This window comes from Paraburkholderia agricolaris (assembly GCF_009455635.1).
Classification (GTDB): domain Bacteria; phylum Pseudomonadota; class Gammaproteobacteria; order Burkholderiales; family Burkholderiaceae; genus Paraburkholderia; species Paraburkholderia agricolaris.
In genome coordinates this window covers 912,076-936,493 of record NZ_QPER01000001.1, presented here as the reverse complement: position 1 = coordinate 936,493, position 24,418 = coordinate 912,076, and the positions used below count along the sequence as shown (strand labels likewise).

Below are 24,418 nucleotides of genomic sequence, written 5' to 3'. Positions count from 1 at the left end.
GCATATATGACTTTGGAGGAGCCCCACTTGGACGATTCCATCGCTGTCGCGCCGGAACAACTCGTGCAGCGTCACGCGCAGCCGGGCAGGTCACTGCTAGCGGTATTGCACGCGATTCAGGACGAGCTCGGCTACGTACCCGCCGACACAGTCGCGCCTCTCGCGCGCGCCATGAACCTGTCGCGCGCGGAAGTGCATGGCGTCATCACCTACTACCATCACTTCCGCACGCAGCCCGCGGCGCCCGTCACGGTACAACTGTGCCGCGCCGAAGCCTGCCGCAGCATGGGCACCGAGGCGCTCGCGCAGCATATCGAAGCGCACACCGGCTGCCGTTTTGACGCTGAGCATCGGCATGGTGCGGCGGTCGAACTGGAATCGGTGTATTGTCTCGGCCAATGCGCACTGTCGCCGGCGCTGATGCTCAACGGCACGCTGCACGCAAAAGTCACACCGCAAAAATTCGACGCGCTGTTCGCGGCCGCCAGTAAATGCGTGGAGGTAACAGCATGACGCGCATTTACGTACCCTGCGATTCGTCGGCGCTTGCGCTCGGCGCCGATGCACTGGCTCAAGCGATCGAAGCCGAAGGCGCCCGTCGCGGCATTGCAGTCGAACTGGTTCGCAACGGTTCGCGTGGTTTGCTCTGGCTCGAACCGCTCGTCGAAGTTGCCACGGCTGAAGGCCGCGTCGGCTATGCGAACGTCGAAGAAAGCGATGTTGCCGCGCTCTTCGACGCCGGTTTTATTGAAGGCGGCGAGCACGCCAGCCGTGTCGGTGTGGTCGATGAAATACCCTATCTGAAGAAGCAGCAGCGCCTGACCTTCGCGCGCATCGGCATCACCGACCCGCTTTCCATCGACGACTACGTCGCCCACGGCGGCCTCGAAGGTCTCAAGCAAGCCCTGAAAACCGACGGCGACGCCGCTTGTGAAGCGCTGATCGAATCCGGGCTGCGCGGTCGCGGTGGCGCGGCCTTCCCCGCCGGCATCAAATGGCGCACCGTGCGCGGCGCCAAAGCGGCGCAAAAATACATCGTCTGCAATGCGGACGAAGGCGATTCCGGCACTTTCTCCGATCGCCTCGTGATGGAAAGCGACCCGTACGTGCTGATCGAAGGGATGATCATCGCGGGCGTGGTAACGGGCGCGACGGTCGGCTACATCTATGTCCGCAGCGAATATCCGCACTCGATCGCAACGCTCGAAGCCGCGATCGCGAAAGCACGCGCCGCCGGCTGGCTCGGCGACAGCGTGCTCGGCTCGGCGGCGCACCGCTTCGAACTGTTCGTGGCGAAAGGCGCAGGCGCTTATGTATGCGGCGAAGAAACCGCGCTACTCGAATCGCTCGAAGGCAAACGCGGCATCGTGCGCGCAAAGCCGCCAGTGCCGGCGCTAGTCGGCCTCTATGGCCAACCAACGGTGATCAACAACGTCATCACGCTCGCGACGGTGCCGATCATCTTCGCGCGCGGCGCGGCGTTCTACAAAGATTTCGGTATGGGCCGCTCGCGCGGCACGCTGCCATTCCAGCTCGCCGGCAATGTGAAGCAAGGCGGCCTGGTCGAACTGGCGTTCGGCGTCACGCTGCGTGAGCTGCTGTATGACTATGGCGGCGGCACGGCAAGCGGACGCCCGGCGCGCGCCGTGCAGGTCGGCGGCCCGCTCGGCACGTATTTGCCGGAAAGCCAGTGGGACATCCCCATGGACTACGAAGCATACGCGGCCGTCGGCGCGGTGGTCGGCCACGGCGGCATCGTCGTGCATGACGACACGTCGAATCTCGCCGAACTCGCGCAATACGCGATGCACTTCTGCGCGCTCGAATCGTGCGGCAAGTGCACCCCGTGCCGGATCGGCTCGACACGTGGCGTCGAAGTCATCGGACGGATCCGCAACGGCGACACGTCCACGCGGCAAGTGCAGTTGCTGCGCGACCTGTGCGACACGATGGTGTCCGGTTCGCTCTGCGCAATGGGCGGCATGACACCGTTCCCGGTGCTATCCGCGCTCGATCATTTCCCCGAAGACTTCGGTCTCGACCACGTACACGACCACGCGCCCAAGGCGGCTGCGGCCTGACCCAGGAGCCTCACATGTCCGATGTGCTCAACTCCCCTGCCGGCGGCTGCGGCTCCGGAAACTGCGCGTGCAAATCCCCGGCGCAACAACGCGCCACGCGCTCACCGTTTGACGATACCGACTACGGCACACCGCTACGTTATGCCGACGTCGACGTCACGCTGGAAATCGACGGTCAGGCGGTGACGGTTCCGGCCGGCACGTCCGTGATGCGCGCCGCCGTCGAAGCCGGCGTCAACGTGCCGAAGCTCTGCGCGACCGATTCGCTCGAACCGTTCGGCTCATGCCGGTTGTGCCTGGTCGAAATCGAAGGCAAGCGCGGCTACCCTGCTTCGTGCACGACGCCTGTCGAAGCCGGCATGAAGGTCCGCACGCAAACCGATCGTCTGCAATCGCTGCGCCGTAATGTGATGGAGCTGTACATCTCCGATCACCCGCTCGACTGCCTGACCTGCCCCGCCAACGGCGACTGCGAATTGCAGGACATGGCAGGCGTTACCGGCTTGCGCGAAGTGCGCTACGGCTTCGACGGCGCGAACCATCTGAAAGACAAGAAAGACGAATCGAACCCGTACTTCACCTACGACCCGTCGAAGTGCATCGTCTGCAATCGTTGCGTGCGCGCGTGTGAAGAAACCCAGGGCACGTTTGCGCTGACCATTGCCGGACGCGGTTTCGAATCGCGCGTGGCTGCCAGCGAAAACAAGCCGTTCATGGAATCGGAATGCGTGTCGTGCGGCGCCTGCGTCGCCGCGTGCCCGACCGCCACGTTGCAGGAGAAAACCGTCATCATGCTCGGCCAGGCCGAGCATTCTGTCGTCACGACATGCGCGTATTGCGGCGTCGGCTGCTCGTTCAAGGCCGAGATGAAGGGCAACGAGGTCGTGCGGATGGTGCCGCACAAGAACGGTCAGGCTAACGAAGGGCACGCGTGCGTGAAGGGCCGCTTCGCATGGGGCTACGCGACGCACAAGGACCGCATCACCAAACCGATGATCCGCGCAAAGATCACCGATCCGTGGCGCGAAGTCAGCTGGGAAGAGGCGCTCACTTACGCGGCCTCGGAATTCCGCCGGATTCAGGCGAAGCACGGCCGCGATTCGATCGGCGGCATCACCTCGTCGCGTTGTACGAACGAAGAAACGTATCTGGTGCAGAAGCTCGTGCGTGCCGCGTTCGGCAACAATAACGTCGACACCTGCGCGCGCGTGTGCCATTCGCCAACCGGCTACGGCCTGAAGACCACGCTCGGCGAATCCGCCGGCACCCAGACCTTTGCCTCGGTCGACAAAGCCGACGTGATCATGGTGATCGGCGCGAATCCGACCGACGGCCACCCGGTGTTCGGCTCGCGTATGAAGCGCCGCGTGCGCGAAGGCGCGAAGCTGATCGTCGTCGACCCGCGCCGCATCGATATCGTCGATACGCCGCATGTGAAGGCGTCGCATCATCTGCAATTGCGTCCGGGCACCAACGTCGCGGTGGTCAACGCACTGGCACACGTGATCGTCACCGAAGGCCTGCTGAACGAAGCGTTCATCGCCGAGCGCTGCGAAACGCGCGCCTTCGAGCAATGGCGTGCGTTCGTCGCGCTGCCCGAGAATGCACCGGAAGCGACGGAGGAACTCACCGGCGTGCCCGCCGCCTCCATCCGTGAAGCCGCCCGCATCTATGCCACCGGCGGCAATGCCGCGATCTACTACGGCCTTGGCGTCACCGAACACGCCCAGGGCTCGACGATGGTGATGGGCATCGCAAATCTGGCGATGGCCACCGGCAACATCGGTCGCGAAGGTGTCGGCGTGAACCCTCTGCGCGGGCAGAACAACGTGCAGGGCTCGTGCGACATGGGCTCGTTCCCGCACGAACTGCCCGGCTATCGTCATATCAGCGATTCGATCACGCGCGCGCTGTTCGAAGAAGCCTGGAATGTCACGCTGCAGCCGGAACCGGGCCTGCGCATTCCGAACATGTTCGACGCCGCCGTGCACGGCACCTTCAAGGGCCTGTACTGCCAGGGCGAAGACATCGTGCAGTCCGATCCGAATACGCATCACGTGTCAGCGGCGCTATCGTCGATGGAATGCATCGTCGTGCAGGATATTTTCCTCAACGAGACCGCGAAGTACGCGCACGTGCTGCTGCCGGGTTCGTCGTTCCTCGAAAAGGACGGCACCTTCACTAACGCGGAGCGCCGCATCTCGCGCGTGCGCAAGGTGATGCCGCCGGTGCCGGGTTACGCCGACTGGGAAGTCACGGTGATGCTGGCGCGGGCGCTCGGCTACGAGATGGACTACACGCATCCGTCGCAGATCATGGACGAGATCGCGCGTCTCACGCCGACCTTCCACGGCGTGTCGTACCGGAAGCTCGACGAGCTCGGCAGCATCCAGTGGCCGTGTAACGAAGACGCGCCCGACGGTACGCCAACCATGCACATCGATACTTTCGTGCGCGGCAAGGGCAAATTCGTGATTACGAAGTTCATCGCCACACCGGAAAAGGTCACGCGCAAGTTCCCGCTGTTGCTGACCACGGGCCGCATCCTGTCGCAGTACAACGTCGGCGCACAGACACGCCGCACCGAAAATTCGCGCTGGCATGACGAAGACCGTCTCGAGATCCACCCGCACGATGCGGAGGAGCGCGGCATCAGGGATGACGATTGGGTCGGCATCGAATCGCGCGCGGGACAAACCGTATTGCGCGCGAAAGTGACCGAGCGGATGCAGCCGGGTGTCGTCTACACGACATTCCACTTCCCCGAATCGGGTGCGAACGTGATCACCACCGATAGTTCGGACTGGGCCACCAACTGTCCTGAGTACAAGGTGACCGCGGTGCAGGTGATGCCGGTCGAGCAACCGTCGCAATGGCAAAAGGACTATTCGCGCTTCAACACCGAGCAGCTCGATCTGCTGAAGCAGCGCGAGTTGGCCAATGCAAGCTCGGGTAAGTGAGGCAAGCCATGGACAATCAGAATCTGATCGACATGGCGAACCGGATCGGCGATTTTTTCGATTCGATGCCGGATCGCGAAGAAGCGCTCGACGGCATCGCCGATCATATCCGCCGCTTCTGGGAGCCGCGCATGCGGCGCGCTTTGCTGTCGACGCTCGATGAGCCCGACGCGAACGGCGTCGAGATGTCGGGCATCGTCACGGAGGCGCTCGTCAAGCATCGTGACGGATTGACACCGGCAGCACTTTCTACGGCGGTATAGGCGAGGCGCCGTTCGAACGGCGCCAGTCATCCATCGATAAGGCGGCCCACCTCACGGGCCGGCCTGCACGGTCATTTCACAAGGCCGCCTGTTCCGGTATTACTCCCCCTACGGCAAACCACGCTTCGCAATGCCGCAGCAAGCCGTTCAGATCGGAACCGGTGCGCCCGCGCGCGCAGATGTAGCCGTCCGGCCGCACCAGATAGAACGAAGGCCGTGTGCGTCCATAGGATTCGGAGAGCGCCGGAGCGCCCTCGCCGCTCGTATCGGTCACGCGCCAGATACGTACCGCGCCCGGCAATAATCTTTCGACTTCGGCGGTCACTCTCTCCAGTTCCGGGTCCGGCGGCGGCGCGTGCTTCGCGGCGGGATCGAGCGGCGTGTCGTCGACGGGTTGCGGCGGGACCAGCAGGAAGAGCGAGAAGAACGCGGGATCATGCAGATCGAAGATGCACCCGACACCCGGCGCGCGGCCAAGCGGGCCATCCACCACATGCACCAGCGCATCCGGCGCGCGCTCACCGGCACGCGGACCGCCGTCGAGTACGCGCTCGAGCGTCAGCGGACTGCGCCGGTACTGGATCGACAACTCGCTGATGGTCATCCGCGCCGCATCGCGCAACGGGCCGAGCGCGGCCAGCACCGGCATCACGCGCTCGCGTAGCAGCTTCAGCGGACCATGATCGGCCTCGGCCATCTGCGTGATGAAACCGGTTTGCCGCAGCACGTCGCGCTCGATGGGATGCCGTTCGTGATAGTACGTATCGAGCAGCCGGTCAGGCGCGCCGCCTTGCAGCACGCGCGCGAGCTTCCAGCCGAGATTGAACGCTTCCTGAATGCCCGTGTTCATCCCTTGCGCACCGGCCGGGCTGTGGACATGGGCCGCGTCGCCTGCCAGGAAAATGCGGCCCACACGCAGCCTGTCCACCATCCTGCTGTTCAGACGGAAATGTGACGACCATGCCAGGTCAGACACGTCGACGCGCTCGCGCACGCGCCGGGCGATCAGCGCCTTGCATTCGGCGAGCGACGGCGGCGCAACCTGGTTGAGCGGCGGTTCACCGAGTACGGCGGGCGTGGCCGATGTCAAAACCGTAACCGGTTCGGCGGGATGATCCGCAATCAGACGATGACGGCCATGGCCCATCGGAAACAACGCGACGAGACCCTCGCCGGAAGCAAAGATATGGAATTCGTCGTCGGGCCAATCGGTTTCGGCGTGCAGATCGGCAAGCAGGAATGTCTGCTCGAAGGTGTTGCCCTCAAAGCTTAAGCCGAGCCGGTGACGGATCGTGCTATGCGCGCCGTCGGCGGCGATCATGTACGACGGGCGGATCGTTTCCGTGCGGCCGTCCACGTGCCGCAAAGTCGCCTGCATGCCGGCTGAACCTTGCGAGAACGTCGTCAGCTCAGCGCCGCGTTCGATCGTCACGCCGAACGTCGCGAGATGCTCGGTGAGCAAACGTTCGGTCACGGACTGATCGAGGAACAGCAGATACGGATAGCGGGTGTGCAGCGGATCGAAATCGAGGCGCGCGAGACGCATGCCATTGGAAAAAAGATTGGCGATGCGCGCGCGATGACCGAGTTCGAGAAACGGTTCGATCAGCCGGTGTTGTTCAAACAGTTCGAGTGTGCGCGCCTGAATGCCGATGGCCCGCGAGTACGGGTTCGGCTGCAACGCCTTGTCGACCAGACGCACGGGGATGTGGGCACGCGCGAGACTCATCGCCGCGGCGAGCCCGGTCGGACCCGCGCCGACGACCAGCACCGGCGACGCATCGTGTGCGGCAGCATCCATGCGGACCTCCGGAGACAACAGGACGTCCTAGTGTACGCCGCCGATAGTCCGCTTAACGGTGCGCTGCATCAATCGCGGGGATGACCCATCGCGCATTGATGCTCGGTGGTGCCGAGGTCGACTTGCAGTGTGGCGTGCTGCATCGAAAACCGTTCGCGCAGCGTGATCACGATGCCGTCGATCGACTCGTCGCCGGGATGGCCTGCCGGCATCACCAGATGGGCGCTGAGCGCATTGCCGGTGGTCGACAACGCCCAGACATGCAGATCGTGCACGTCGGTGACACCTGGCTGTCCGGCGAGATAGTCGCGGATCGGCTGCAGGTCGACGCCCGGCGGCACGGCGTCGAGCGCCATGCGCACCGAATCGCGCAGCAGACCCCAGGTGCCGTAGACCACCACCGCGACCACCAGTAGGCTCATCACCGGGTCGAGCCAGGTCCAGTTGGTATAGAGAATCACGAGGCCGCTGATCGCGACCGCGGCGGAGATGCCGGCATCCGCGGCCATATGCAGAAAAGCGCCGCGAATGTTCAGATCTTCTTTCTGGCCGCGCATGAAGAGCCATGCGGAAAAGCCGTTGACGATCACACCGACCGTCGCGACGACGAACACCACCAGTCCTGCGACCGGCGCCGGGTTCATCAGACGCCCGATCGCCTCGGCGACGATCACGCCGCATGCGAACAGCAACAGCCCCGCGTTGGCAAGCGACGCGAGGATCGACGAACTGCCGTAGCCGAAGGTATAGCGTGCCGAAGGCCGGCGCGTGGAGAGCCAGGCTGCGCCCCAGGCAAGCAGCAGGCCGAGCACGTCGGAGAGATTGTGGCCGGCGTCGGCAAGCAGCGCGGTGGAGTGCGCGATCACGCCGTAGACGGCTTGAACCACCACGATCGCTACGTTCAGTGCGACGGCCAGTGCGAAGGCGCGGCCGTGGCCTGCGACGGGGGCATGGGCGTGGCTGTGGCCGGCGTGGCTGTGGGCGCCGTGACTATGGCCGGCGTGGCTATCGTGACTGTGATCGCCGTGGTTGTGCGTGCTGTGACTATCGTGGCTGTGACCGCTGTCGGTGCCGTGGCTGTGGGTGTGGATGTGGTCGGCGCTGTCGTCGTGCGAACCGTGCAGGTGTGCGCCGTGGTCCTGCGTGCTGCGCTCATGAGCGTCGTCGGCATCTGGACGAACCGCGCCATGGTGACGCCCGTCCTGATCATCGGCCGCGCGCGCTTTGCCCTCGACCTGCGCATCGTCGCCATCGGTCCCGTCGGATTCCCCGTCGAGCCACACCGGCGCGTGGTCGTCCTCGCGCTCTTCGGCTGCCTGGTTCGGCGTGGTGGTTTTTCTCATGACGGATCCAGAGGAAATTCGCCGGCCGGCTCAGCCACGTGCTCGAGCATGCCGGTCAGCATCGCGCTGATATGGCGGTCGGCGGCAAGATAGAACACCTGCTTGCCCTGCCGCTCGGCGCGCACGATCCGCGCCGCACGCAGCAGCCGCAGATGGTGGCTCACCAGCGACGGCGACAAACCCAGCCCCTGGGCAATCGCGCCGACCGCGCGCCGCTCCTCGACGCAAGCGAGCACGATGCGCAAGCGCGTCGGGTCGCCGAGCAGGCGAAACAGGTCGGCCAGCGGCCCGATCGTCCCCACCGGGCGGTCTTCGAAACCAGCAGGCAACGCAGCGGAAGCCAGAGCAAACGGCATGATTGACACACATATGAACAGGTATTCATATGTTATAGATATCGAGACGACAGGTCAAATCGGAGGGTGGCCCGGCGAGTGTGGGAAAATGCGGCGTCTGCCTCACCCGAAATCCCATCCCTGCGTCATGCAACAAGTATTTGACCGCGCTTTCGCGGCGCATCGTGACGGCCGCCTCGACGATGCCGAACGCGGCTACCGCGCGACGCTCGACGGCAATCCCGTGCACGTCGATGCGTTGCACCTGCTGGGCGTTCTGCGCCACCAGCAGGGCCAGCACGCCGAAGCCGCCGAGCTCGTGCGGCGCGCGGTGAACCTGCGCCCGGAAGATGCCGCGCTGCAGTTGAACCTCGGCAACGCACTCAAGGCGCTGGGCCAGATAGACAACGCCATCGAACAGTTCCGCAATGCGCTCACGCTGGCGCCGACTTTCCCGATGGCGCACTACAACCTGGGCAATGCGTACGCGTCGGTGGGGCGCCACGAAGACGCCGCCGACGCTTTCGAGAAATCGCTGCGCCTGCAACCGAACGACGCCTCATCGCATAACAATCTCGGCAACGCATTGCATGCGCTCGGCCGTCATGCGGAAGCGATCGCGTCGTTCCAGCGCGCGCTCGAATTGCGCCCGGGGCATGCGGGTGCACTCAACAACATGGGCATGTCGCTGAACGCGCTTGAACGGGCAGACGAGGCGATCCAGCACTTTCAGGCGGCACTGGCAGCCGAACCGCGTTTCGTCGCAGCGCACTTCAATCTCGCCAATACGCTCGACGCCACCGGCCGTCACGAAGAGGCGGTCGCTTCTTTCCAGGCAGCGCTCGCATTGCAGCCGAACCTGCCGCCCACCATCTTCGGGCTCGGCAACGCGCTCGCGGCGCTGGGACGCCACGCCCAGGCGCTGCCCTATCTCGAGCGCGCAGTCGGCCTCGATCCGCAATTCGCGCTCGCCTGGCTGAGTCTCGGCACAGCCCATCAGGCGCTAGGCGCGCATGCCGCGGCGGTGCGGGCTTTTGATCAGGCGCTGCGTCTGCGCCCCGATCTCGCGTCGGCGCACATGAACCGTGCGCTTGCCTGGCTCGCGCTGCGCGATTTCGCGCGCGGGCTGCCGGAGTACGAATGGCGGCTGCAAACTACCGCGCAGCCGGTCATCCAGACCTTGCCGCGTTGGCACGGCGAGCCGATCGAACAGCGCACGCTGCTCGTGCATGCCGAGCAGGGTTTCGGCGATACCTTGCAGTTCGTGCGCTTCGTGCCGCTGGCCGCACAGCGCGCCGCGCGCGTCGTACTCGAGGTGCAGCCGCAACTACTGCCGCTGCTCGCACCGGCCGCGCAAGCCTGGCGTGTCACCCTGATCGCGCAGGGCACACCCCGCCCCGCGGCGGATCTGCACTGTCCGCTGCTGAGCCTGCCGCTCGCGCTCGGCACGACCTACGACACGATTCCCGCCCGCACGCCCTACCTCAACGTACCGCCCGCATACGGCCGCAAATGGCGCGGTTCGCTCGGCGGTCACGCGAAGCGCAAGATCGGCATTGCGTGGTCAGGACGCATCCAGCAGAACGAAACCCGTTCGATGCCGCTCGCCGCGCTTGCACCGCTATTCGCGCTTGAAGGCATCGACTGGATCGTGCTGCAACCTGAACTGAGCGCTGAAGAACGCGCGGCGCTCGACACGCATCCGCGTGCGGCGTCGATTCATCGCATGGATAAACGGATCGGCGATTTTGCGGATACCGCGGCGATCATCGAGCGGCTCGACGCCGTGGTATCGATCGATACGTCGATCGCTCACCTCGCCGGCGCGCTAAAAAAACCCCTGTGGCTGATGCTGCCGTTCGCGGCGGATTGGCGCTGGTTCGTCAACGAGACGCGCAGCCCGTGGTATCCGGGCGCGACGCTGCTGCGCCAGCCGCAACCCGGCGCGTGGAACGAGGTGGTAGAGGCAGTGGCAAACGAATTGCGCCGCGGTTAGCAAGGCCAGATTCGTCTGGAGCCCATTGCCGATGTGGCAGTGCGGAGCTCAGAAAAAAACCCCGCGTTCTCACGAGCGCGGGGTTTTTGTTTGTCCAGACCAACTGGTGAACCTTCAGCCAGGCGTCCCTCAGGCCGTTCGATACTGATTGCGCGATTCCGGCGTGCGATACAGCACCAGCGTCGCGATCAACCCGCAGATTGCCGCCGCGCCGAGGAACAACCCCGGTGCGGCCTTATTGGCGGTAGTGTGAATCAGCAGCGTCGAGATGGCCGGCGTGAAGCCGCCGATCGTCGTAGCAAGGCTGTACGCCAGCGAGAAACCGGCGGTCCGCACTTCGACCGGCATCACTTCGGTCAGCGCCACCACCATTGCGCCGTTATAGCTGCCGTACAGGAACGACAACCACAACTCGACCGCCAGCAGGCGAACGAACGACGGCTCGGCAACCAGCCATTGCAGCGCCGGATACGCGGTGATGATCGTCAGAATCGTGAAGGCCAGCAGTACCGGACGGCGGCCGATGCGATCCGACAACGCGCCCGCGAGCGGCAACCAGATCAGGTTCGACAAACCGATACAAACGGTGACAACGAGTGTATCGATCGACGACAGCTTCAGCACTTCCTTGCCGAAGGTCGGCGTGTAGGCCGTGATCATGTAGAACGACACCGTGGTCATAATGACCATGCCCATCCCGCCCAGCACGATGCCCCAGTTCGCGGCCATCGTCTTCATGATTTCGCCCATGCTCGGATGATGCTTGCGCGCCGTGAATTCCTCGGTTTCCTGCAGCGAACGGCGAATCAGGAACAGGAACGGTACGATCAGGCAGCCGATCAGGAACGGCACGCGCCAGCCCCAGGCCGTCATCTGGTCGGCCGGCAGCACCTTGTTGAGCACCACGCCGATCAGCGCGGCGAACACCACGGCGACCTGCTGGCTGCCCGATTGCCACGCGCAATAGAAACCCTTGTTACCCTTGGTAGCGATCTCCGACAGATAGACCGACACGCCGCCCAGTTCGACCCCGGCGGAGAAGCCTTGCAGCAGCCGGCCGAATAGCACGAGCGCCGGGGCAAGCACGCCGATGGTCGCGTAGCCTGGAATCGCGGCGACCGTGAGCGTGCCGAGCGCCATTAGACCAAGCGTGAGGATCAGGCCTTTGCGCCGGCCGTGATGGTCGATGTAGGCGCCCAGTATGATCGCGCCGAGCGGACGCATCAGGAACCCCGCGCCGAATACCGACAGCGACAGCATCAGCGAGGCGAATTCGTTGCCGCTCGGGAAATAGGTCTTGGCGATCGCGGATGCGTAATAGCCGTAGACCATGAAGTCGTACATCTCAAGAAAGTTGCCGCTGACCACGCGGAAAACTGTCTTGACCTTGGATTCTCTGGATGAGGAAGCAGCGTGTGACGCAGTAGACATGACATTCTCTGAGTAGCCCGTCGCCACGCAGACTGGCGGCGCTCGGGCAGTTGAAACGATCCACCGCGTTCGGCAAGCGGATGCCACGGGCAATTTAAAACGCGCCGGGGGCGCTGCATTTTCATGCTGAACACATTTACACGGTATCAGGGTAAACGTTGTGAAATACCCGGAGCCTGCAACACGTAATGTTACCGTTCATGGCACTGTCGCGTATTCCATACAGTTTCATTACAGACCGTGCTTGCTCACCCTCGCGATAATCTTTTTGCAGACAGGCAATTCCCGTTGACCACCCTCCCGACGCAAACCTCCCCCGCGCTTTCGCTGCGCCCTGCGACCCTCGCGGATGCAACGCTGATCGCCTCGATCCATAGCACCAGTTGGCAGGCCACCTATCGCGGCCTGTTGCCGGACGCCTTCCTCGACGGCGAAGTGACGCGGGAGCGTGCCGCCTATTGGGAAGCGCGCCTGCGTGCACCGGGCAGCGAACGTCGCATGGTTCTGATTGCCGAACTCGCGGGCGAGCCGATCGGTTTCGTCTGCGTCGAGCGGCAACCGGCGTCCGCGTGGGGAGTCCTGCTCGACAACCTGCATGCGCTGCCTGGGCACCAGGGGATCGGCGCAGGCAAGCTGTTGATGCGTGCGGCCGAAGACTGGGCTCGCGCACAGGGGGAGACGCAGTTGTACCTTTACGTGCTTGAAGGCAACACACCGGCGATCGGCTTCTATGAAAAACACGGCTGGCAGTTCGTCGGCGCCGAACCGGATCATATGGGCGGCGTGGATATTACTGCATTGCGCTATGTGTACCGGCTGGATCGATGAACGAGATGCGCTTGCTTTGATCGCTGCCCCGGACCAGGGCTGACATAAAACGAAGCAGCGCATTTTTTCAGAGCAATCCGATCGTTAGTTCAGCGGCTTCCCGGCATCATCTTCCGCACCCCGATGGCTTCACAGTGACCGCTCATGCGGCGGCGTGCTCGATCTGAGTACGGCGTTTCCCTATGGCGTTGTGTACCGCATTTCCCTACACATCGCTCGAAGCCAGAGCCCCTGAGCCGCCTGTCCGCGGCCCTTTTACGAGGCGCTGCGAAGAAACCGATGTCGACCACTATTCCCCTCACGCTGATCGAAGGCACCATGGCGCTGCCGAGCCTGTCGCCACAGTGCCGCCTGCTGCCGCCGCCATTCGGTCGCGATTGGTCGTTAGTGCCGCCGGTGCGCAGTTTGCGCGCGGAACTCAAGGCACTCTATGCGGCCGTGCTACGCACCTTCTGTCTGAACGCGGAAACGATTCCCGCACTCTGCCACTGGGAATCGTTACGCAAACCGCCAGCTGCGTCCTCGGCGTTCGCCGCGCCGGCGACTTCGACAAGCGTGCTCGACGCGCCGGCCGACGAATCATTGCGAACCTCCGCCGAAGCCGCATCGTTCTCACCGGTTAGCACGCCGGCGGTTGTTGCCGCGCCGCGCGGCCGATCGATGCATTGGGGCGCGCTAGCCGGCGGCGCCTGCGCACTTGGCGGCGCCGCAATGCTTGCGTGGATTGCGTTCGGTCATCTGGCGCAGCGCCACGCGCCTGGCGATGTCAAACCGACGAACAGGATTCCGGTGCGCCAGCAAGCGCAACTGGCGAATCGTCACTCGCCTGATGCTACTGCCACGCCCTACGCATCGGCGAACAACCGCGCAGTGACGCTTGCTCCGGGCGCCGCGTCGTTGCCTGCACGCGTCGCAGGTGCTTCTGGATCTGCGCAAACATCCGCACCCGCAACGCCTGAAAAATTGCCGGGCACCATTGACGCAGCTCCGCTGCGCGATTTCAAGGCAAGTCCCGCCACGGAAATCGTCGCGTCAGTCAAGGCAACGCTGCCGCGCGCTGCAACCGGCAAAAAGATATCGCGACGCCGGGATAAGTTGCGCGACGTCGCGCCGGGTTCGCACCAAAGACATGGCCGCAGTTCGCAGGCCAGCATCGCGACGCCGCGGCCACCACAGTTGCCAGGCTTCGCGCCAATGAGCTACGGAGTGCCGCAGATCGCGGCGCCGGAAAATGCACAACAAACGTCGCCGAAACCATCGTCGGCGGGACCTTACTCGCCACTCGCGCCATCGCGGCTCGGCGCCGATGAATACGCGCCGGCGATCATGTCGGCCGGCACACACCTGCGCAATATCGCGCCGCCATCGCGCCCAGCTTCGTCGATCAATCCGCCCGGAACCAGCGGGACAGAATGGATCAATCACATGTCGCAACGTCGCGTGACCGAGGTGCCCGATCAGTTCGCCAGGTAAGCGCCGTTATCTAAAAAACGCGGCACAAAAAAAACCCGGCAATTCATCTTGCCGGGCTTTTTTTACATTCATGCGCCTACTTCTGGGTTGGCAATCCGAACTCGGTTTGCCGCTGCAACTGCATCACTTCGCCCTGCACCTGACGCAACTGCGCTTGTACCCGTTCCTTTTCCGCGTGTAACGCAGCCGCCTCGCCTTGCGTCTGCCGCTGATAGTCGTTGACCTTGGCCTGCTGCGTACGCGCAACCTCGAGATCGGCCTGCAAGCGCCGCGCGCGATCTTCCGACAACGCGATAATATTTTCGATATACGCCTTCTGCGCTTGCAGTTGCGTGCGGCGAATCTCGACGTCCGCGAGTTGTGCCGTCTGCTGGACGAAACCCGCGTAGATCGCTTCAGCACGGCCAACGTCTTCCGATCTGATCACCCGCCAGAAATGCTTGTCCTGAAAAAGCGCGACGTAGTACGTCATTTCCTGTGGATAGAAAAACAGACTTGCGCCGTAACTGCCGTTGTACGTGGTGCGTAATTCGCTCAGCCTGGCGTCGTGAATCATTTGCATCAGTTCGGCAACATTACCTTGTACGTCGCCAGCGGTAGCCGATGTACTCGATGCCGCACTACGCAGCGCATCCGCGACCGGTTGCGGCGTTAGCGTGTTCATGGCCGGCCGCGTGCCGACCAGAGGCGCGGCCTCGTCGCTTTGTGCTGCCAGCACGAAACCGCCATGCTGCAACAGCGCACACGAGGTCGCGAGCAGCATGGCGCGCCGTACTATTAAGGGGTACTTCATACGTGCATGCTCCATGCAAATCCAAAACAGCCTCGGATTATCGCGCGGAATAGCCGTTAAGCGAAGCATTCAAACGCCACACTGACGGACTTTAAATCGAGATAAATCGATACCGAATGATTTGGCCGGACGGAGACGTCAGTCGCGAAATAAAAGATTTCAGATAGGACAAAAACACAACAATCTGACTCGTGCGGACGTTTCCCAATCTGCACCGCAGTCGCACGAATTCGACATCAAGCATCGTGACAATAAGAGATAGCCGCCGCGAAGATGGTGGCGGCACGCTGCAAGAATCTTCGTGAACGACCGCACGCGAAAGCGCGGTTTAAAGGCATGGCCTTTAAACCGCGTTTCTGGAACCGCGTCTTTAAAACCGCGCGTCTAAAACCGCGTTTCGCGTGCCACCCGCAGGAACGTGTCGAGCAACGGTGTGCAATCGAGCAATTCGGGGCCGCCTGCGCGATGAAACTCCGGGTGCCACTGCACACCCATCACGAACGGTGCGCGCCGATAGCGCACGGCCTCGATGATGCCGTCCGACGCCGAGACGGCCTCGATATTCAGATCGCGGCCGAGCGTCTTGACCGCCTGATGGTGAATCGAGTTGACGATCGCCTCGCGCCGGCCCGGAAACATATTGGCGAGCGTCGAGCCGTCCGGGAAATGAATGCTGTGCCGATGCTGGTCGTAGTTCTCGTTGACGTGCGCGCCGGCGGTCGGCACGTCGGTGGCGATGTCCTGATACAAGGTGCCGCCGAACGCCACATTGATCAACTGGCAACCGCGGCATACGCCAAGCACCGGCTTGCCCGACTCGATGAACTCATGCAGCAGTTCGAGCTCGTACATGTCGCGCACGCGGTCGCCCGGCCACTCGGGGCTCGTCGCCTGTTCGGCGTAGGACTGCGGCGACACATCCGCGCCGCCCTGCAGCAGCAGACCGTCAAGGTGCTTCGCATAGTCGCGCAAACGGATATTGCTCGGGTGCAGCATGCCTTGATGGCCGACCGTCGGAATCATGAACACCAGCACGTCACGCGACATGACCCAGTGCGCGATCGATTCCTCGAGATATTGCAAGGTCTTGCCTCGCAGCCCCTTCGCACCCGGTTCGGGGTGGAAGATGCGTGCCGACACGCCGATGCGCAGCGTGCGCTGCGTGATCCGCTGACCGGCGCGATCGAACAACTGACGCGCGCGGGCCGCGATGATGCGCCCAAACACGGTCCACGCCGAGTCGCTTTGCTTCAGATAGCGCGGTGGCGACGGCGGCAATGCGTTCGGCGGCGGCGGGTTCGTTGCCGTGAAATCTGGCGCAGCGCCGAACCCCGGCGGCGGCGAGCCGGCCGGGCGAGTTGCGGCCGCGGCTTCTTCCGCTTTTTCCGCCTTTTCTGTCAGAACCACCTCGTCGGCCGGCACGTTCAATCCGCTCGCAAGCGTTTCGTTGCTCTCGAGCGTAGCCGGACGTGACGCTTGAACCTTGGCGGCACGTTCGGCTTTGGCCGCCGCGCGCTCGTGAACCTCGGCCTCCTGCCGCGCGGTCGACGCGGCCGCTGAACTGCGCGCTTCGGCCGCGTCGCGTTGCTGCGCCGTTTGCGGATGGGTGGGAGTGACCGTGGAAGCGCTGTCAGGGTTGTCGGTCGACGATCTCACCGCGGCCTCTGCGGCAGCCGGTGTCACCACGTCCTTGACTGGAGACTGGATCGAGTCTTCGTGCGAGAGCGGTAGCGTAACCGCCGGCTCAGGCGACGAGATGTCGGGTTTCGACATGCCGGGCGTGGAGCCGGACGAAGCTGGCGCCGTTGCGGACGTTGGCGACGTTGAGGGCGATGGCGTCCCCGAAGGCGACGATGGGCTGCCGGGCTTGCCGGCGTTTTCAGGTTTGTTTTCGCTCATAACTGTCAGACAGGCGCCTTCCACGCGAACGAATGAATATGCCCTGATTATCCGCTAGCGCGGCAAGCCCGGCAAACCCGCACACAATTGCTCACATTGTTACGGCTCAAGCCGTGAGGCCGTCGAGCTTAGGGATCAGGCTGCTCTTCAAAGGTTTCGCGCAAGGCAATCTGCATCGCCGCGTGGATTTTCACGCACCAGCGCCAGACCAGCGCCAGCAGCAGCGCGGCGCACACCAGCACCACGGTCAGAAGGCCGGTCGGCGGCAAGATACTGCCGGAGAGCGCCGCCACCAGCAGAAATACGCCGACCATCGAAACCACCGGCACCAGGTCCGAAATCGCATAACGGATCGCGCTGGTGAAGCGCCCCGCGGTTGCCGGCTGCACACTGACCTCGGCGAGCAACAGCGCAAGCGATTTAGTCTTGCGATAGACCGCAACCAGAAACGGCAGCGACAGTACCAGCGCAATGCTCCACAGCACCACACGCTGCATCGGCTCGGACGCCACCCAGTGCGCGAGCACGGTGCTGGTGTACGGCGCGCTATACGACACGATCAGGAAGATCGCCGCGACCAGCGCAAGATTGACGGCGATCTGCAAAATGATCCGCCGCGTCATGCTGAATAGCGTCGGCTCACCGCTCCCGGTGCTCAAGCTGCGCAACCACTGCCCATACAGGCTGAACACATTGGCCAGCGTGGGTGGCATCGCCCGGCCGAGGCGCTGCGTCAACGGGTCGGCGGCGCGAATCAGGTAAGGCGTGAAAAGCGTGGTCAACGCGGAAACGGCTACCGCGATCGGATACAGAAACGCGCTCGTCACCTTCAAGGTCAAGCCAAGCGAGGCGATGATGAACGAGAACTCGCCGATCTGCGAAACGGTCATGCCGACCCGCATCGCCGTGCGCCCATCCTTGCCGGCGAGAAAAGTGCCGAGCCCGCAGGACACGATCTTGCCGACGATCACCGCCACCGTAATCACCGCAATCGGCCACGCGTAGTCGAGCAGCACGGTCGGGTTCAGCATCAGACCGATCGTCACGAAGAAGATCGCGGAGAAGGCGTCGCGCAGCGGCGCGATCAGATGCTCGATGCGATGCAGATGGCGCGACTCGGCCATGATCGCGCCGATCAGGAACGCGCCGAGAGCCATGCTGTAGTCGAGCTTCACCACCAGCAGACAGAAGCCAAAACAGAAGCCGAGCACCGATACCAGCAGCATTTCGTCGCTTTTGGCGCGCGCCACATAGTTCAGCGCACGCGGCACGACCAGAATACCGACCACGAGCGACACCGTCATGAAGAGCAGCAGTTTGCCGAGCGTCACGACGGCGACACCGGCGCTCAACTCCCCCGTCTGCGCAATGCCGGAGAGCAGCACCAGCATCGCAATGGCGAGAATGTCCTCGACGATCAGAATCCCGAACACCAGTTGCGCGAAGCTCTCGCGCTTGAGACCCAACTCGGAGAGCGCCTTGACGATGATGGTGGTCGACGAGATTGCGAGAATCGCGCCGAGAAACAGCGAGTCCATCGAACTCCAGCCGAATGCGCTGCCGATTTCGTAACCGATCCACAGCATCAGCACGATTTCGGAAAGCGCCGCGACGATCGCCGTCGCACCGACCTTGAAGAGCTTGCGCAAGCTGAACTCGAGCCCGAGCGAAAACATCAGGAACACCACGCCGAGTTCGCCGAGCGTCTGGATGGTCTGCTCGTCGTGGATCAGCTGGAACGGCGGCGTGTACGGCCCGATGATCACGCCCGCGGCGATGTACCCCAGCACCACCGGCTGTTTCAGGCGATGGAACAGCACGGTGACGACGCCGGCGAGCGCCATCACGACCGCCAGGTCCTGAATGAAGCCGATGCCATGATGCATGGATGCGTCCCTTACAAAAAGTAATGTTTCAAAAAACGCAGTGTAACGTACTCATGCGACCGGCCGGCAACGCGCAAACGCCGAAAGGGCGCGGGATTGGTCAAACCGGCAGCGAACTGCCAGCGGACCGGCCGGCCGTTTCGTCCGAAACTTTTTTGACACGCTGGACACGTGTGAAATATCACAATAATATTTGCTGCATATTTTCTTGGGAGTCGAGTGATGCAGCAGGTGTCCTTCAATGTTGTAGATCGTTCCGGCGACAGCCACGCCGATATCGTCGAAGTGAATCGTCTGACAATTGCAGGCTGGGCCGGCCGCGATCAGGCGGCGATCGAGCATCACATCGCCGAGCTGGCCGAACTTGGCGTGAAGCGTCCGTCGACCACGCCCTGCTTCTATCGCCTCGGCGCCGAACTGCTGACGCAGGCCGAACAGATCGACGTGGTTGGCGTGAAGTCCAGCGGGGAAGCCGAATGCGTGCTGGTCCGCTCGAAAGCGGGACTGCTCGTCACCGTCGGCTCGGATCACACCGATCGCGAAGTCGAGGCCTACGGCGTCACCGTCTCCAAACAGGTCTGCCCGAAACCGGTCGCGCGCGACGCCTGGCGCTTCGACGATGTGGCCGGCCACTGGGATCAGCTTGAACTGCGCGCTTTCGCCGTGACCAGCAACGGCGAGCGGCGCCTCTATCAGCAAGGCAGCGTCGCGTCGCTGCTGGCGGCTGCCGACCTGCTGGAACGCGCGCCGGTGGCAGAAGGCGCCGCGATGTTCTGCGGCACGCTGGCCGTACAAGGCGGGATCGTCGGCATGGCCGACGGCGACGCGCTTGAACTCGAACTGCACGACCCCGTCCTGAAACGCACACTGCATCACGCTTATCGCGTGCACGCGCTCCCCATCGTCGAATGAGGCACCCATGAGCACCCCCCCGCTATCCGCCAACGCCGACACGTCTTCCGACGCGTGGATCGAGGCCGCCGCCCTGCGCAAGATCACCTGGCGCATCATGCCGTTCCTGTTTCTCGTCTACGTGTTGTCGTACCTGGACCGCGTCAACATCGGCTACGCGAAGTTGCAGTTCACCGGCGATCTCGGCCTTTCGAATGCGGCGTATGGCCTCGGCGCGGGGATTTTTTTCTTCGGCTATTTCGTGTTCGAAGTGCCGAGCAATCTGCTGCTGAAGAAATTCGGCGCACGCGCCACCATCGCCCGCATCACCATGCTGTGGGGCCTGCTGTCGTGCCTGATGATGTTCGTGCGCTCGGAAACGGCGTTCTACGTGCTGCGCTTTTTCCTCGGCGTCGCCGAGGCCGGGCTGGTGCCGGGCGTGGTGCTGTATCTGACTTTCTGGTTTCCGTCCGACCGGCGCGCGCGGATGGTCGCCGTGTTCATGGCGGCAATTCCGGTCGCGGGCATCATCGGTGCGCCCTTGTCGGGCTTTCTGATGTCGGCGCTGCACGAAGCGCACGGCTTGCGCGGCTGGCAGTGGATGTTCCTGATCGAAGGTATTCCGTCGATCCTCGCCGGCTTCTGGGCGCTCGCCGTGTTGCGCAACACGCCCGCCGAAGCCGCCTGGTTGAGCGACGACGAAAAGCGCGTGATTCTCGGCCGCCTCGCGCGCGAAAATACGGCCGCCGCGGCAGCCGGCGCCGAGCATAGCCTCTCGGTTGCCTTGCGCTCGGGCCGCTTCTGGCTGCTCACGCTGATCTACTTCTGCCTCGTCACCGGCAACGCGGGCTTCTCGTTCTGGCTGCCGCAGATCGTCAAGGACCTCGGTGTCACGAATCTCGTCACGAACGGCTTCGTCACCGCGATTCCGTACCTTGCGGCAGGTATCGGCATGATCCTGATCGGACGCTCGTCGGATATCACCGGCGAACGGCGCTGGCACTATGCCGTGTGCTGTTTCATCGGTGCGGCGGGCCTGCTCGGCAGTGCCTCCGTGACGAATTCGATTCCGCTCGCCGTCACCGGTTTGTCGATCGCCTATATCGGCATTCTGGCGGGCTTCGGCATTTTCTGGTCGATGTCCACCACCTTCCTGCAAGGCACCGCGGCCGTTGCCGGCATCGCCGTGATCAACTCGATTGCGAATCTGGCTGGCTACGTGAGTCCTTACGTACTCGGCATCGTCAAGGACGCGACGCATAGCGTGACCTTCGGGCTGGTGCTGATCGCGGGCGCGTTGATCGTCGGCGGCCTCGTCACGCTGATGATGCCGCGCGTCAAGGTGCAGCACGCCGCCGCCGTGACACCGAGGAGCGCCTGACATATAGCGCGGTTCCCGTGATTGCGTATGACGCGCAGCCGCACGTCATACGCAAACGGCGCCGCAGAGCAACCGCCCACCGGCCGCCGTCCGCGCAAAACCTTGCTCTACAATGCGGACGACACCGCCCGCTCTTTCTTCACATGACGCTTTTGCAGACTGCCCGCCGTTCCAGTGCCCCCCGCGAAACCGCCTCGGCGAGTCTCGCCGAACAGGCCTACGCCTTCGTCAAGCGCGAGATCATCACGATGCGTCTGCGGCCGAGCGAGGTGCTGAACGAAGCGGAATTGATGGTGTTGACGGGCATCGGCAGAACGCCGGTTCATCAGGCGCTGCATCGGCTGGTGCACGAAGGCATGCTCACCATCATGCCGAGAAAGGGCATCATGGTCCGCCCGGTTTCACTCGACGACGTGCTGGCGATCATCGACGTGCGGCTCGTCAACGAGAGCTACTGCGTCGAGCTGGCCGCGCGCCATGCGCAGCAACACGATTTCGACGCGATGCAGGCCTTGCTCGAACGCTCGGCGGTTTGCGTCGCCGCGCACGATATTGAAGGCATGATGGATATCGACCGCGAGTTCCATCTGGCGATTTCGGCGGCCTCGCGCAACCCGGTGCTGGCCGACATCCTGCGTGGGTTGCATGAACGCTCGCTGCGCTTCTGGTTCATTTCGCTGTCCGAGCCGCATCATCTGGAAGACGTGCACGAAGAACATCTCGAACTGTTTCGCTTGCTGCGCGAACGCGATGCCGAAGGCGCCCGCCAATCGGTGCAAAAGCATATCGAAGCGTTTCGCGCGACCTTGTTCAGCCGCATCTGATCGAACGCATTTCATCGTACGCAACCAATCGACCTCGACCGGTTTTAGCCGGTTCAACCGGATTCCCCCGACACCATGGCTACTGAATTCACGCCCTTCCCGCCGCTAGCCCAGCTTGCCGCCGACCTCGCCGCCGGCCGCACCACGAGTCGCGCGCTCGTCGAAACCGCGCTCGAACGGATCGCCGATCCGGCCGGCCAGGGCGCTGCCGTCTTCATGCACGTCGACGCCGACAGCGCCCGCGCCGCCGCCGATGCGCACGACCGTCTGCGCGCCGCCGGCACGGTCCTCTCGCCGCTCGCCGGCATCCCGGTGTCGGTCAAAGATCTGTTCGATATTGAAGGCCAGCCGACTCGCGCGGGTTCCGTGGTGCTGGCCGACGCGCCCGCCGCCAAGGCAGACGCTGTCGCCGTCGCGCGACTGAAGCGGGCCGGCGCGGTGATCGTCGGGCGCACCAACATGAGCGAATTCGCATTTTCCGGACTCGGCCTGAATCCGCATTACGGGAACCCGCTGTCGCCGTATCAGCGCGGCGTGAAGGGCGACGAGCGAATTTCGGGCGGTTCGTCGTCGGGCGCGGCGGCGTCGGTCGCGGACGGCATGGCGGCCGTCGCGCTCGGCACCGACACCGGCGGGTCGATCCGCATCCCGGCGGCACTGTGCGGCCTGACCGGCTTCAAGCCCACCGCCGACCGTATCCCCAAGCAAGGCGGCGTGCCGCTTTCTCCGACGCTCGACTCGTTCGGGCCGATCGGCGTCTCGGTCGCCTGCTGCGCGCTGGTCGATCGCATGCTGGCCGGGCTCGAGCCGCGCATTCCGTCGGCCCGGCCGCTCGAAGGCGTGCGCCTTGGCGTGCTGACCAATTTCGTGACCGACGGTGTCGAACCGGCAGTCGCCGCCGCAATCGACACGGCCCTGAAGCATCTGGAAGCGGCCGGCGCTATCGTTACGGAAGTGCGCTTTGCGCCGCTCGACCGTCTGGCCGAGATCAACCGCTTCGGCTTTTCGCCGATCGAAGCGTATGCGTGGCACCGTCCGCTGCTGGAAAAACACCGCGAGCAGTACGATCCGCGCGTGCTGGTGCGCATCCTGAAGGGTCAACCCGCCAGCGCCGCCGATTATCTGGACCTGCTCGCCGAGCGTCAGGCCATGCTCGACGAAGCCGCGCGCACACTGTGGCAGCGTTTCGACGCGGTTGTCGCGCCGACCGTGCCGGTGGTGCCGCCGCGCGTGGCCGATCTGATTCACGATGACGACGCTTTTGGCCGCACCAACGCGTTGATCCTGCGCAATCCGAGCGCGTTCAACTTCCTCGACGCCTGCGCACTGTCGCTGCCCTGCCATCTGCGCGGCGACGCACCGGTAGGTCTGATGCTGGCAGGCGCGCCGCACGCCGACGACGCGTTGCTGGCCATCGGCCGCGGCGCCCAGGCGGTACTCAATGCGATTCGCTGATCAGGAGGATCGGGGCACTGAGCGGGCATTCAGCCGGATTGCGACTTAAAAGCGCGATAAGCGCCAGGGCGGGGGTTCGCGCTAGAATCGCGGGCACCCGCCCTTTCCGTTTCCAGACAGCCACACGACCCATGAATAACGACAATGCGATGCTGCGCCGCGAGCGCTCCCTGCTGGTTCTGCTTGGCCTGATCTGCGTCGGCCTCGTCGCCGGCGCGCTCTATCTGCAATACGGCTTGCATGAAGATCCCTGCCCGCTGTGCATCATCCAGCGCTATTTCTTCCTGTTGATCGCGATTTTTGCGTTCCTCGGCGCGCGTTTCAACAGCTGGCGCGGCGTGCGGCTACTGGAAGTACTGGCGGCCCTGTCGGCCCTCGGCGGCATCGTGACCGCCGCGCGGCACGTGTATGTGCAGGCCAATCCGGGTTTCAGCTGCGGTTTCGACGCACTGCAGCCGGTCGTCGACAGTTTGCCGCCCGCGCACTGGCTGCCGGGCGTCTTCAAGGTGGCAGGGCTCTGCGAAACCGCCTATCCGCCGATTCTGGGTCTGTCGCTGCCCACCTGGTCGCTGGTGGCTTTCGTCGTAGCCTTCGTGCCGCTAGCGCTAAGCCTGGCCAAGAATCGCCGCCGGTTCGCCTGAGCCCGCCGAGCCAGCCTTCTCGGCTGCTCCGGTTGACGTAACCGGCTTCGCGCCGGCCTTTGCACCGTCTGTTATGGCGGCTCGAAGGCCGGCGTTTTCATGCCGGCTCTGACCCCGCGGCTTCGGTAAAACCTGAC

The 24,418-nt window shown here is 63.8% G+C and carries 20 protein-coding genes; 13 read left to right on the top strand and 7 right to left on the bottom strand.

What is annotated here, in order from left to right; all coding sequences use genetic code 11:
* Positions 1 to 27 precede the first annotated feature (27 nt).
* From GH665_RS04245 to GH665_RS04230, 4 genes are read left to right on the top strand one after another with little or no spacing between them, the layout of a single operon-like run.
* Entirely contained in the window at positions 28 to 513 is a 486-nt protein-coding gene (locus GH665_RS04245) for an NAD(P)H-dependent oxidoreductase subunit E (protein WP_153134806.1), read from the top strand.
* The gene (locus GH665_RS04240; protein ID WP_153134805.1) at positions 510 to 2,081 is read left to right on the top strand and encodes a formate dehydrogenase beta subunit; all 1,572 of its coding nucleotides are present in this window, start codon (positions 510 to 512) and stop codon (positions 2,079 to 2,081) included. Before GH665_RS04245 ends, GH665_RS04240 begins: the two co-directional genes overlap by 4 nt.
* Before the next feature lie 14 nt (positions 2,082 to 2,095).
* Complete coding sequence (gene fdhF, locus GH665_RS04235) at positions 2,096 to 5,041, top strand: formate dehydrogenase subunit alpha (protein ID WP_153134804.1); 2,946 nt, start codon at positions 2,096 to 2,098, stop codon at positions 5,039 to 5,041.
* An 8-nt stretch (positions 5,042 to 5,049) separates the two neighbouring features.
* A complete protein-coding gene (locus tag GH665_RS04230; RefSeq protein ID WP_153134803.1) occupies positions 5,050 to 5,304 on the top strand; it encodes a formate dehydrogenase subunit delta in 255 nt (84 codons plus the stop codon).
* 76 nt (positions 5,305 to 5,380) lie between these two features.
* On the opposite strand, the gene GH665_RS04225 is transcribed toward GH665_RS04230, so the two are convergent.
* From GH665_RS04225 to GH665_RS04215, 3 genes are all read right to left on the bottom strand, one after another.
* The gene (locus GH665_RS04225; protein WP_153134802.1) at positions 5,381 to 7,105 is read right to left on the bottom strand and encodes an FAD-dependent monooxygenase; all 1,725 of its coding nucleotides are present in this window, start codon (positions 7,103 to 7,105) and stop codon (positions 5,381 to 5,383) included.
* A gap of 68 nt (positions 7,106 to 7,173) precedes the next feature.
* Entirely contained in the window at positions 7,174 to 8,448 is a 1,275-nt protein-coding gene (locus tag GH665_RS04220; RefSeq protein WP_246216137.1) for a cation diffusion facilitator family transporter, read from the bottom strand.
* Entirely contained in the window at positions 8,445 to 8,804 is a 360-nt protein-coding gene (locus GH665_RS04215; protein ID WP_174771699.1) for an ArsR/SmtB family transcription factor, read from the bottom strand. Before GH665_RS04215 ends, GH665_RS04220 begins: the two co-directional genes overlap by 4 nt.
* A gap of 127 nt (positions 8,805 to 8,931) precedes the next feature.
* On the opposite strand from GH665_RS04215, the gene GH665_RS04210 reads away from it, so the two are divergent.
* Positions 8,932 to 10,779 carry a tetratricopeptide repeat protein gene (locus GH665_RS04210; RefSeq protein ID WP_153134801.1) on the top strand — a complete coding sequence of 616 codons (1,848 nt, stop codon included), beginning with the start codon at positions 8,932 to 8,934 and terminating at the stop codon, positions 10,777 to 10,779.
* Positions 10,780 to 10,908: 129 nt separating this feature from the next.
* On the opposite strand, the gene tcuC is transcribed toward GH665_RS04210, so the two are convergent.
* On the bottom strand, positions 10,909 to 12,210 hold the full coding sequence (tcuC, locus tag GH665_RS04205; RefSeq protein ID WP_153134800.1) for an MFS transporter: 1,302 nt from the start codon (positions 12,208 to 12,210) through the stop codon (positions 10,909 to 10,911).
* A 288-nt stretch (positions 12,211 to 12,498) separates the two neighbouring features.
* On the opposite strand from tcuC, the gene GH665_RS04200 reads away from it, so the two are divergent.
* Both GH665_RS04200 and GH665_RS04195 read left to right on the top strand, forming a co-directional pair.
* Positions 12,499 to 13,038, top strand: coding sequence for a GNAT family N-acetyltransferase (locus GH665_RS04200; protein ID WP_153134799.1), 540 nt, complete (start codon positions 12,499 to 12,501; stop codon positions 13,036 to 13,038).
* 279 nt (positions 13,039 to 13,317) lie between these two features.
* A complete protein-coding gene (locus GH665_RS04195; protein ID WP_153134798.1) occupies positions 13,318 to 14,511 on the top strand; it encodes a hypothetical protein in 1,194 nt (397 codons plus the stop codon).
* 76 nt (positions 14,512 to 14,587) lie between these two features.
* Here the strand turns inward: GH665_RS04195 and GH665_RS04190 are convergent, their stop codons facing one another.
* Positions 14,588 to 15,304 carry a DUF2968 domain-containing protein gene (locus GH665_RS04190; protein WP_153134797.1) on the bottom strand — a complete coding sequence of 239 codons (717 nt, stop codon included), beginning with the start codon at positions 15,302 to 15,304 and terminating at the stop codon, positions 14,588 to 14,590.
* Between the two features lie 384 nt (positions 15,305 to 15,688).
* The gene (locus GH665_RS04185) at positions 15,689 to 17,077 is read right to left on the bottom strand and encodes a gamma-glutamyl-gamma-aminobutyrate hydrolase family protein (RefSeq protein ID WP_246216136.1); all 1,389 of its coding nucleotides are present in this window, start codon (positions 17,075 to 17,077) and stop codon (positions 15,689 to 15,691) included.
* Between GH665_RS04185 and GH665_RS39010 the strand changes: the two genes are divergently transcribed.
* On the top strand, positions 17,061 to 17,261 hold the full coding sequence (locus GH665_RS39010) for a hypothetical protein (RefSeq protein WP_246216135.1): 201 nt from the start codon (positions 17,061 to 17,063) through the stop codon (positions 17,259 to 17,261). The genes GH665_RS04185 and GH665_RS39010 overlap by 17 nt on opposite strands.
* Positions 17,262 to 17,331: 70 nt before the next feature.
* Here the strand turns inward: GH665_RS39010 and GH665_RS04180 are convergent, their stop codons facing one another.
* A complete protein-coding gene (locus GH665_RS04180) occupies positions 17,332 to 19,089 on the bottom strand; it encodes a cation:proton antiporter (RefSeq protein WP_153134795.1) in 1,758 nt (585 codons plus the stop codon).
* 222 nt (positions 19,090 to 19,311) lie between these two features.
* On the opposite strand from GH665_RS04180, the gene GH665_RS04175 reads away from it, so the two are divergent.
* From GH665_RS04175 to GH665_RS04155, 5 genes are all read left to right on the top strand, one after another.
* Complete coding sequence (locus GH665_RS04175; RefSeq protein ID WP_153134794.1) at positions 19,312 to 20,001, top strand: DUF2848 domain-containing protein; 690 nt, start codon at positions 19,312 to 19,314, stop codon at positions 19,999 to 20,001.
* Between the two features lie 7 nt (positions 20,002 to 20,008).
* Entirely contained in the window at positions 20,009 to 21,361 is a 1,353-nt protein-coding gene (locus GH665_RS04170; RefSeq protein WP_153134793.1) for an MFS transporter, read from the top strand.
* A gap of 143 nt (positions 21,362 to 21,504) precedes the next feature.
* Positions 21,505 to 22,185, top strand: a complete 681-nt coding sequence (locus GH665_RS04165; RefSeq protein WP_153134792.1) for a GntR family transcriptional regulator — start codon at positions 21,505 to 21,507, stop codon at positions 22,183 to 22,185.
* A gap of 75 nt (positions 22,186 to 22,260) precedes the next feature.
* Positions 22,261 to 23,640, top strand: coding sequence for an amidase (locus GH665_RS04160; protein WP_153134791.1), 1,380 nt, complete (start codon positions 22,261 to 22,263; stop codon positions 23,638 to 23,640).
* Between the two features lie 131 nt (positions 23,641 to 23,771).
* A complete protein-coding gene (locus GH665_RS04155; RefSeq protein WP_153134790.1) occupies positions 23,772 to 24,281 on the top strand; it encodes a disulfide bond formation protein B in 510 nt (169 codons plus the stop codon).
* Positions 24,282 to 24,418 lie beyond the last annotated feature (137 nt).

What these genes read in the sequence shown, in the direction of transcription:
- GH665_RS04240 (WP_153134805.1), top strand. Translation starts at nt 510, where the DNA reads ATGACGCGCATTTACGTACCCTGCGATTCGTCGGCGCTTGCGCTCGGC.
- fdhF (WP_153134804.1), top strand. Translation starts at nt 2,096, where the DNA reads ATGTCCGATGTGCTCAACTCCCCTGCCGGCGGCTGCGGCTCCGGAAAC.
- GH665_RS04230 (WP_153134803.1), top strand. Translation starts at nt 5,050, where the DNA reads ATGGACAATCAGAATCTGATCGACATGGCGAACCGGATCGGCGATTTT.
- GH665_RS04225 (WP_153134802.1), bottom strand. Translation starts at nt 7,105, where the DNA reads ATGGATGCTGCCGCACACGATGCGTCGCCGGTGCTGGTCGTCGGCGCG.
- GH665_RS04220 (WP_246216137.1), bottom strand. Translation starts at nt 8,448, where the DNA reads ATGAGAAAAACCACCACGCCGAACCAGGCAGCCGAAGAGCGCGAGGAC.
- GH665_RS04215 (WP_174771699.1), bottom strand. Translation starts at nt 8,804, where the DNA reads ATGCCGTTTGCTCTGGCTTCCGCTGCGTTGCCTGCTGGTTTCGAAGAC.
- GH665_RS04210 (WP_153134801.1), top strand. Translation starts at nt 8,932, where the DNA reads ATGCAACAAGTATTTGACCGCGCTTTCGCGGCGCATCGTGACGGCCGC.
- tcuC (WP_153134800.1), bottom strand. Translation starts at nt 12,210, where the DNA reads ATGTCTACTGCGTCACACGCTGCTTCCTCATCCAGAGAATCCAAGGTC.
- GH665_RS04195 (WP_153134798.1), top strand. Translation starts at nt 13,318, where the DNA reads ATGTCGACCACTATTCCCCTCACGCTGATCGAAGGCACCATGGCGCTG.
- GH665_RS04190 (WP_153134797.1), bottom strand. Translation starts at nt 15,304, where the DNA reads ATGAAGTACCCCTTAATAGTACGGCGCGCCATGCTGCTCGCGACCTCG.
- GH665_RS39010 (WP_246216135.1), top strand. Translation starts at nt 17,061, where the DNA reads ATGTCGGGTTTCGACATGCCGGGCGTGGAGCCGGACGAAGCTGGCGCC.
- GH665_RS04185 (WP_246216136.1), bottom strand. Translation starts at nt 17,077, where the DNA reads ATGTCGAAACCCGACATCTCGTCGCCTGAGCCGGCGGTTACGCTACCG.
- GH665_RS04180 (WP_153134795.1), bottom strand. Translation starts at nt 19,089, where the DNA reads ATGCATCATGGCATCGGCTTCATTCAGGACCTGGCGGTCGTGATGGCG.
- GH665_RS04175 (WP_153134794.1), top strand. Translation starts at nt 19,312, where the DNA reads ATGCAGCAGGTGTCCTTCAATGTTGTAGATCGTTCCGGCGACAGCCAC.
- GH665_RS04170 (WP_153134793.1), top strand. Translation starts at nt 20,009, where the DNA reads ATGAGCACCCCCCCGCTATCCGCCAACGCCGACACGTCTTCCGACGCG.
- GH665_RS04165 (WP_153134792.1), top strand. Translation starts at nt 21,505, where the DNA reads ATGACGCTTTTGCAGACTGCCCGCCGTTCCAGTGCCCCCCGCGAAACC.
- GH665_RS04160 (WP_153134791.1), top strand. Translation starts at nt 22,261, where the DNA reads ATGGCTACTGAATTCACGCCCTTCCCGCCGCTAGCCCAGCTTGCCGCC.
- GH665_RS04155 (WP_153134790.1), top strand. Translation starts at nt 23,772, where the DNA reads ATGAATAACGACAATGCGATGCTGCGCCGCGAGCGCTCCCTGCTGGTT.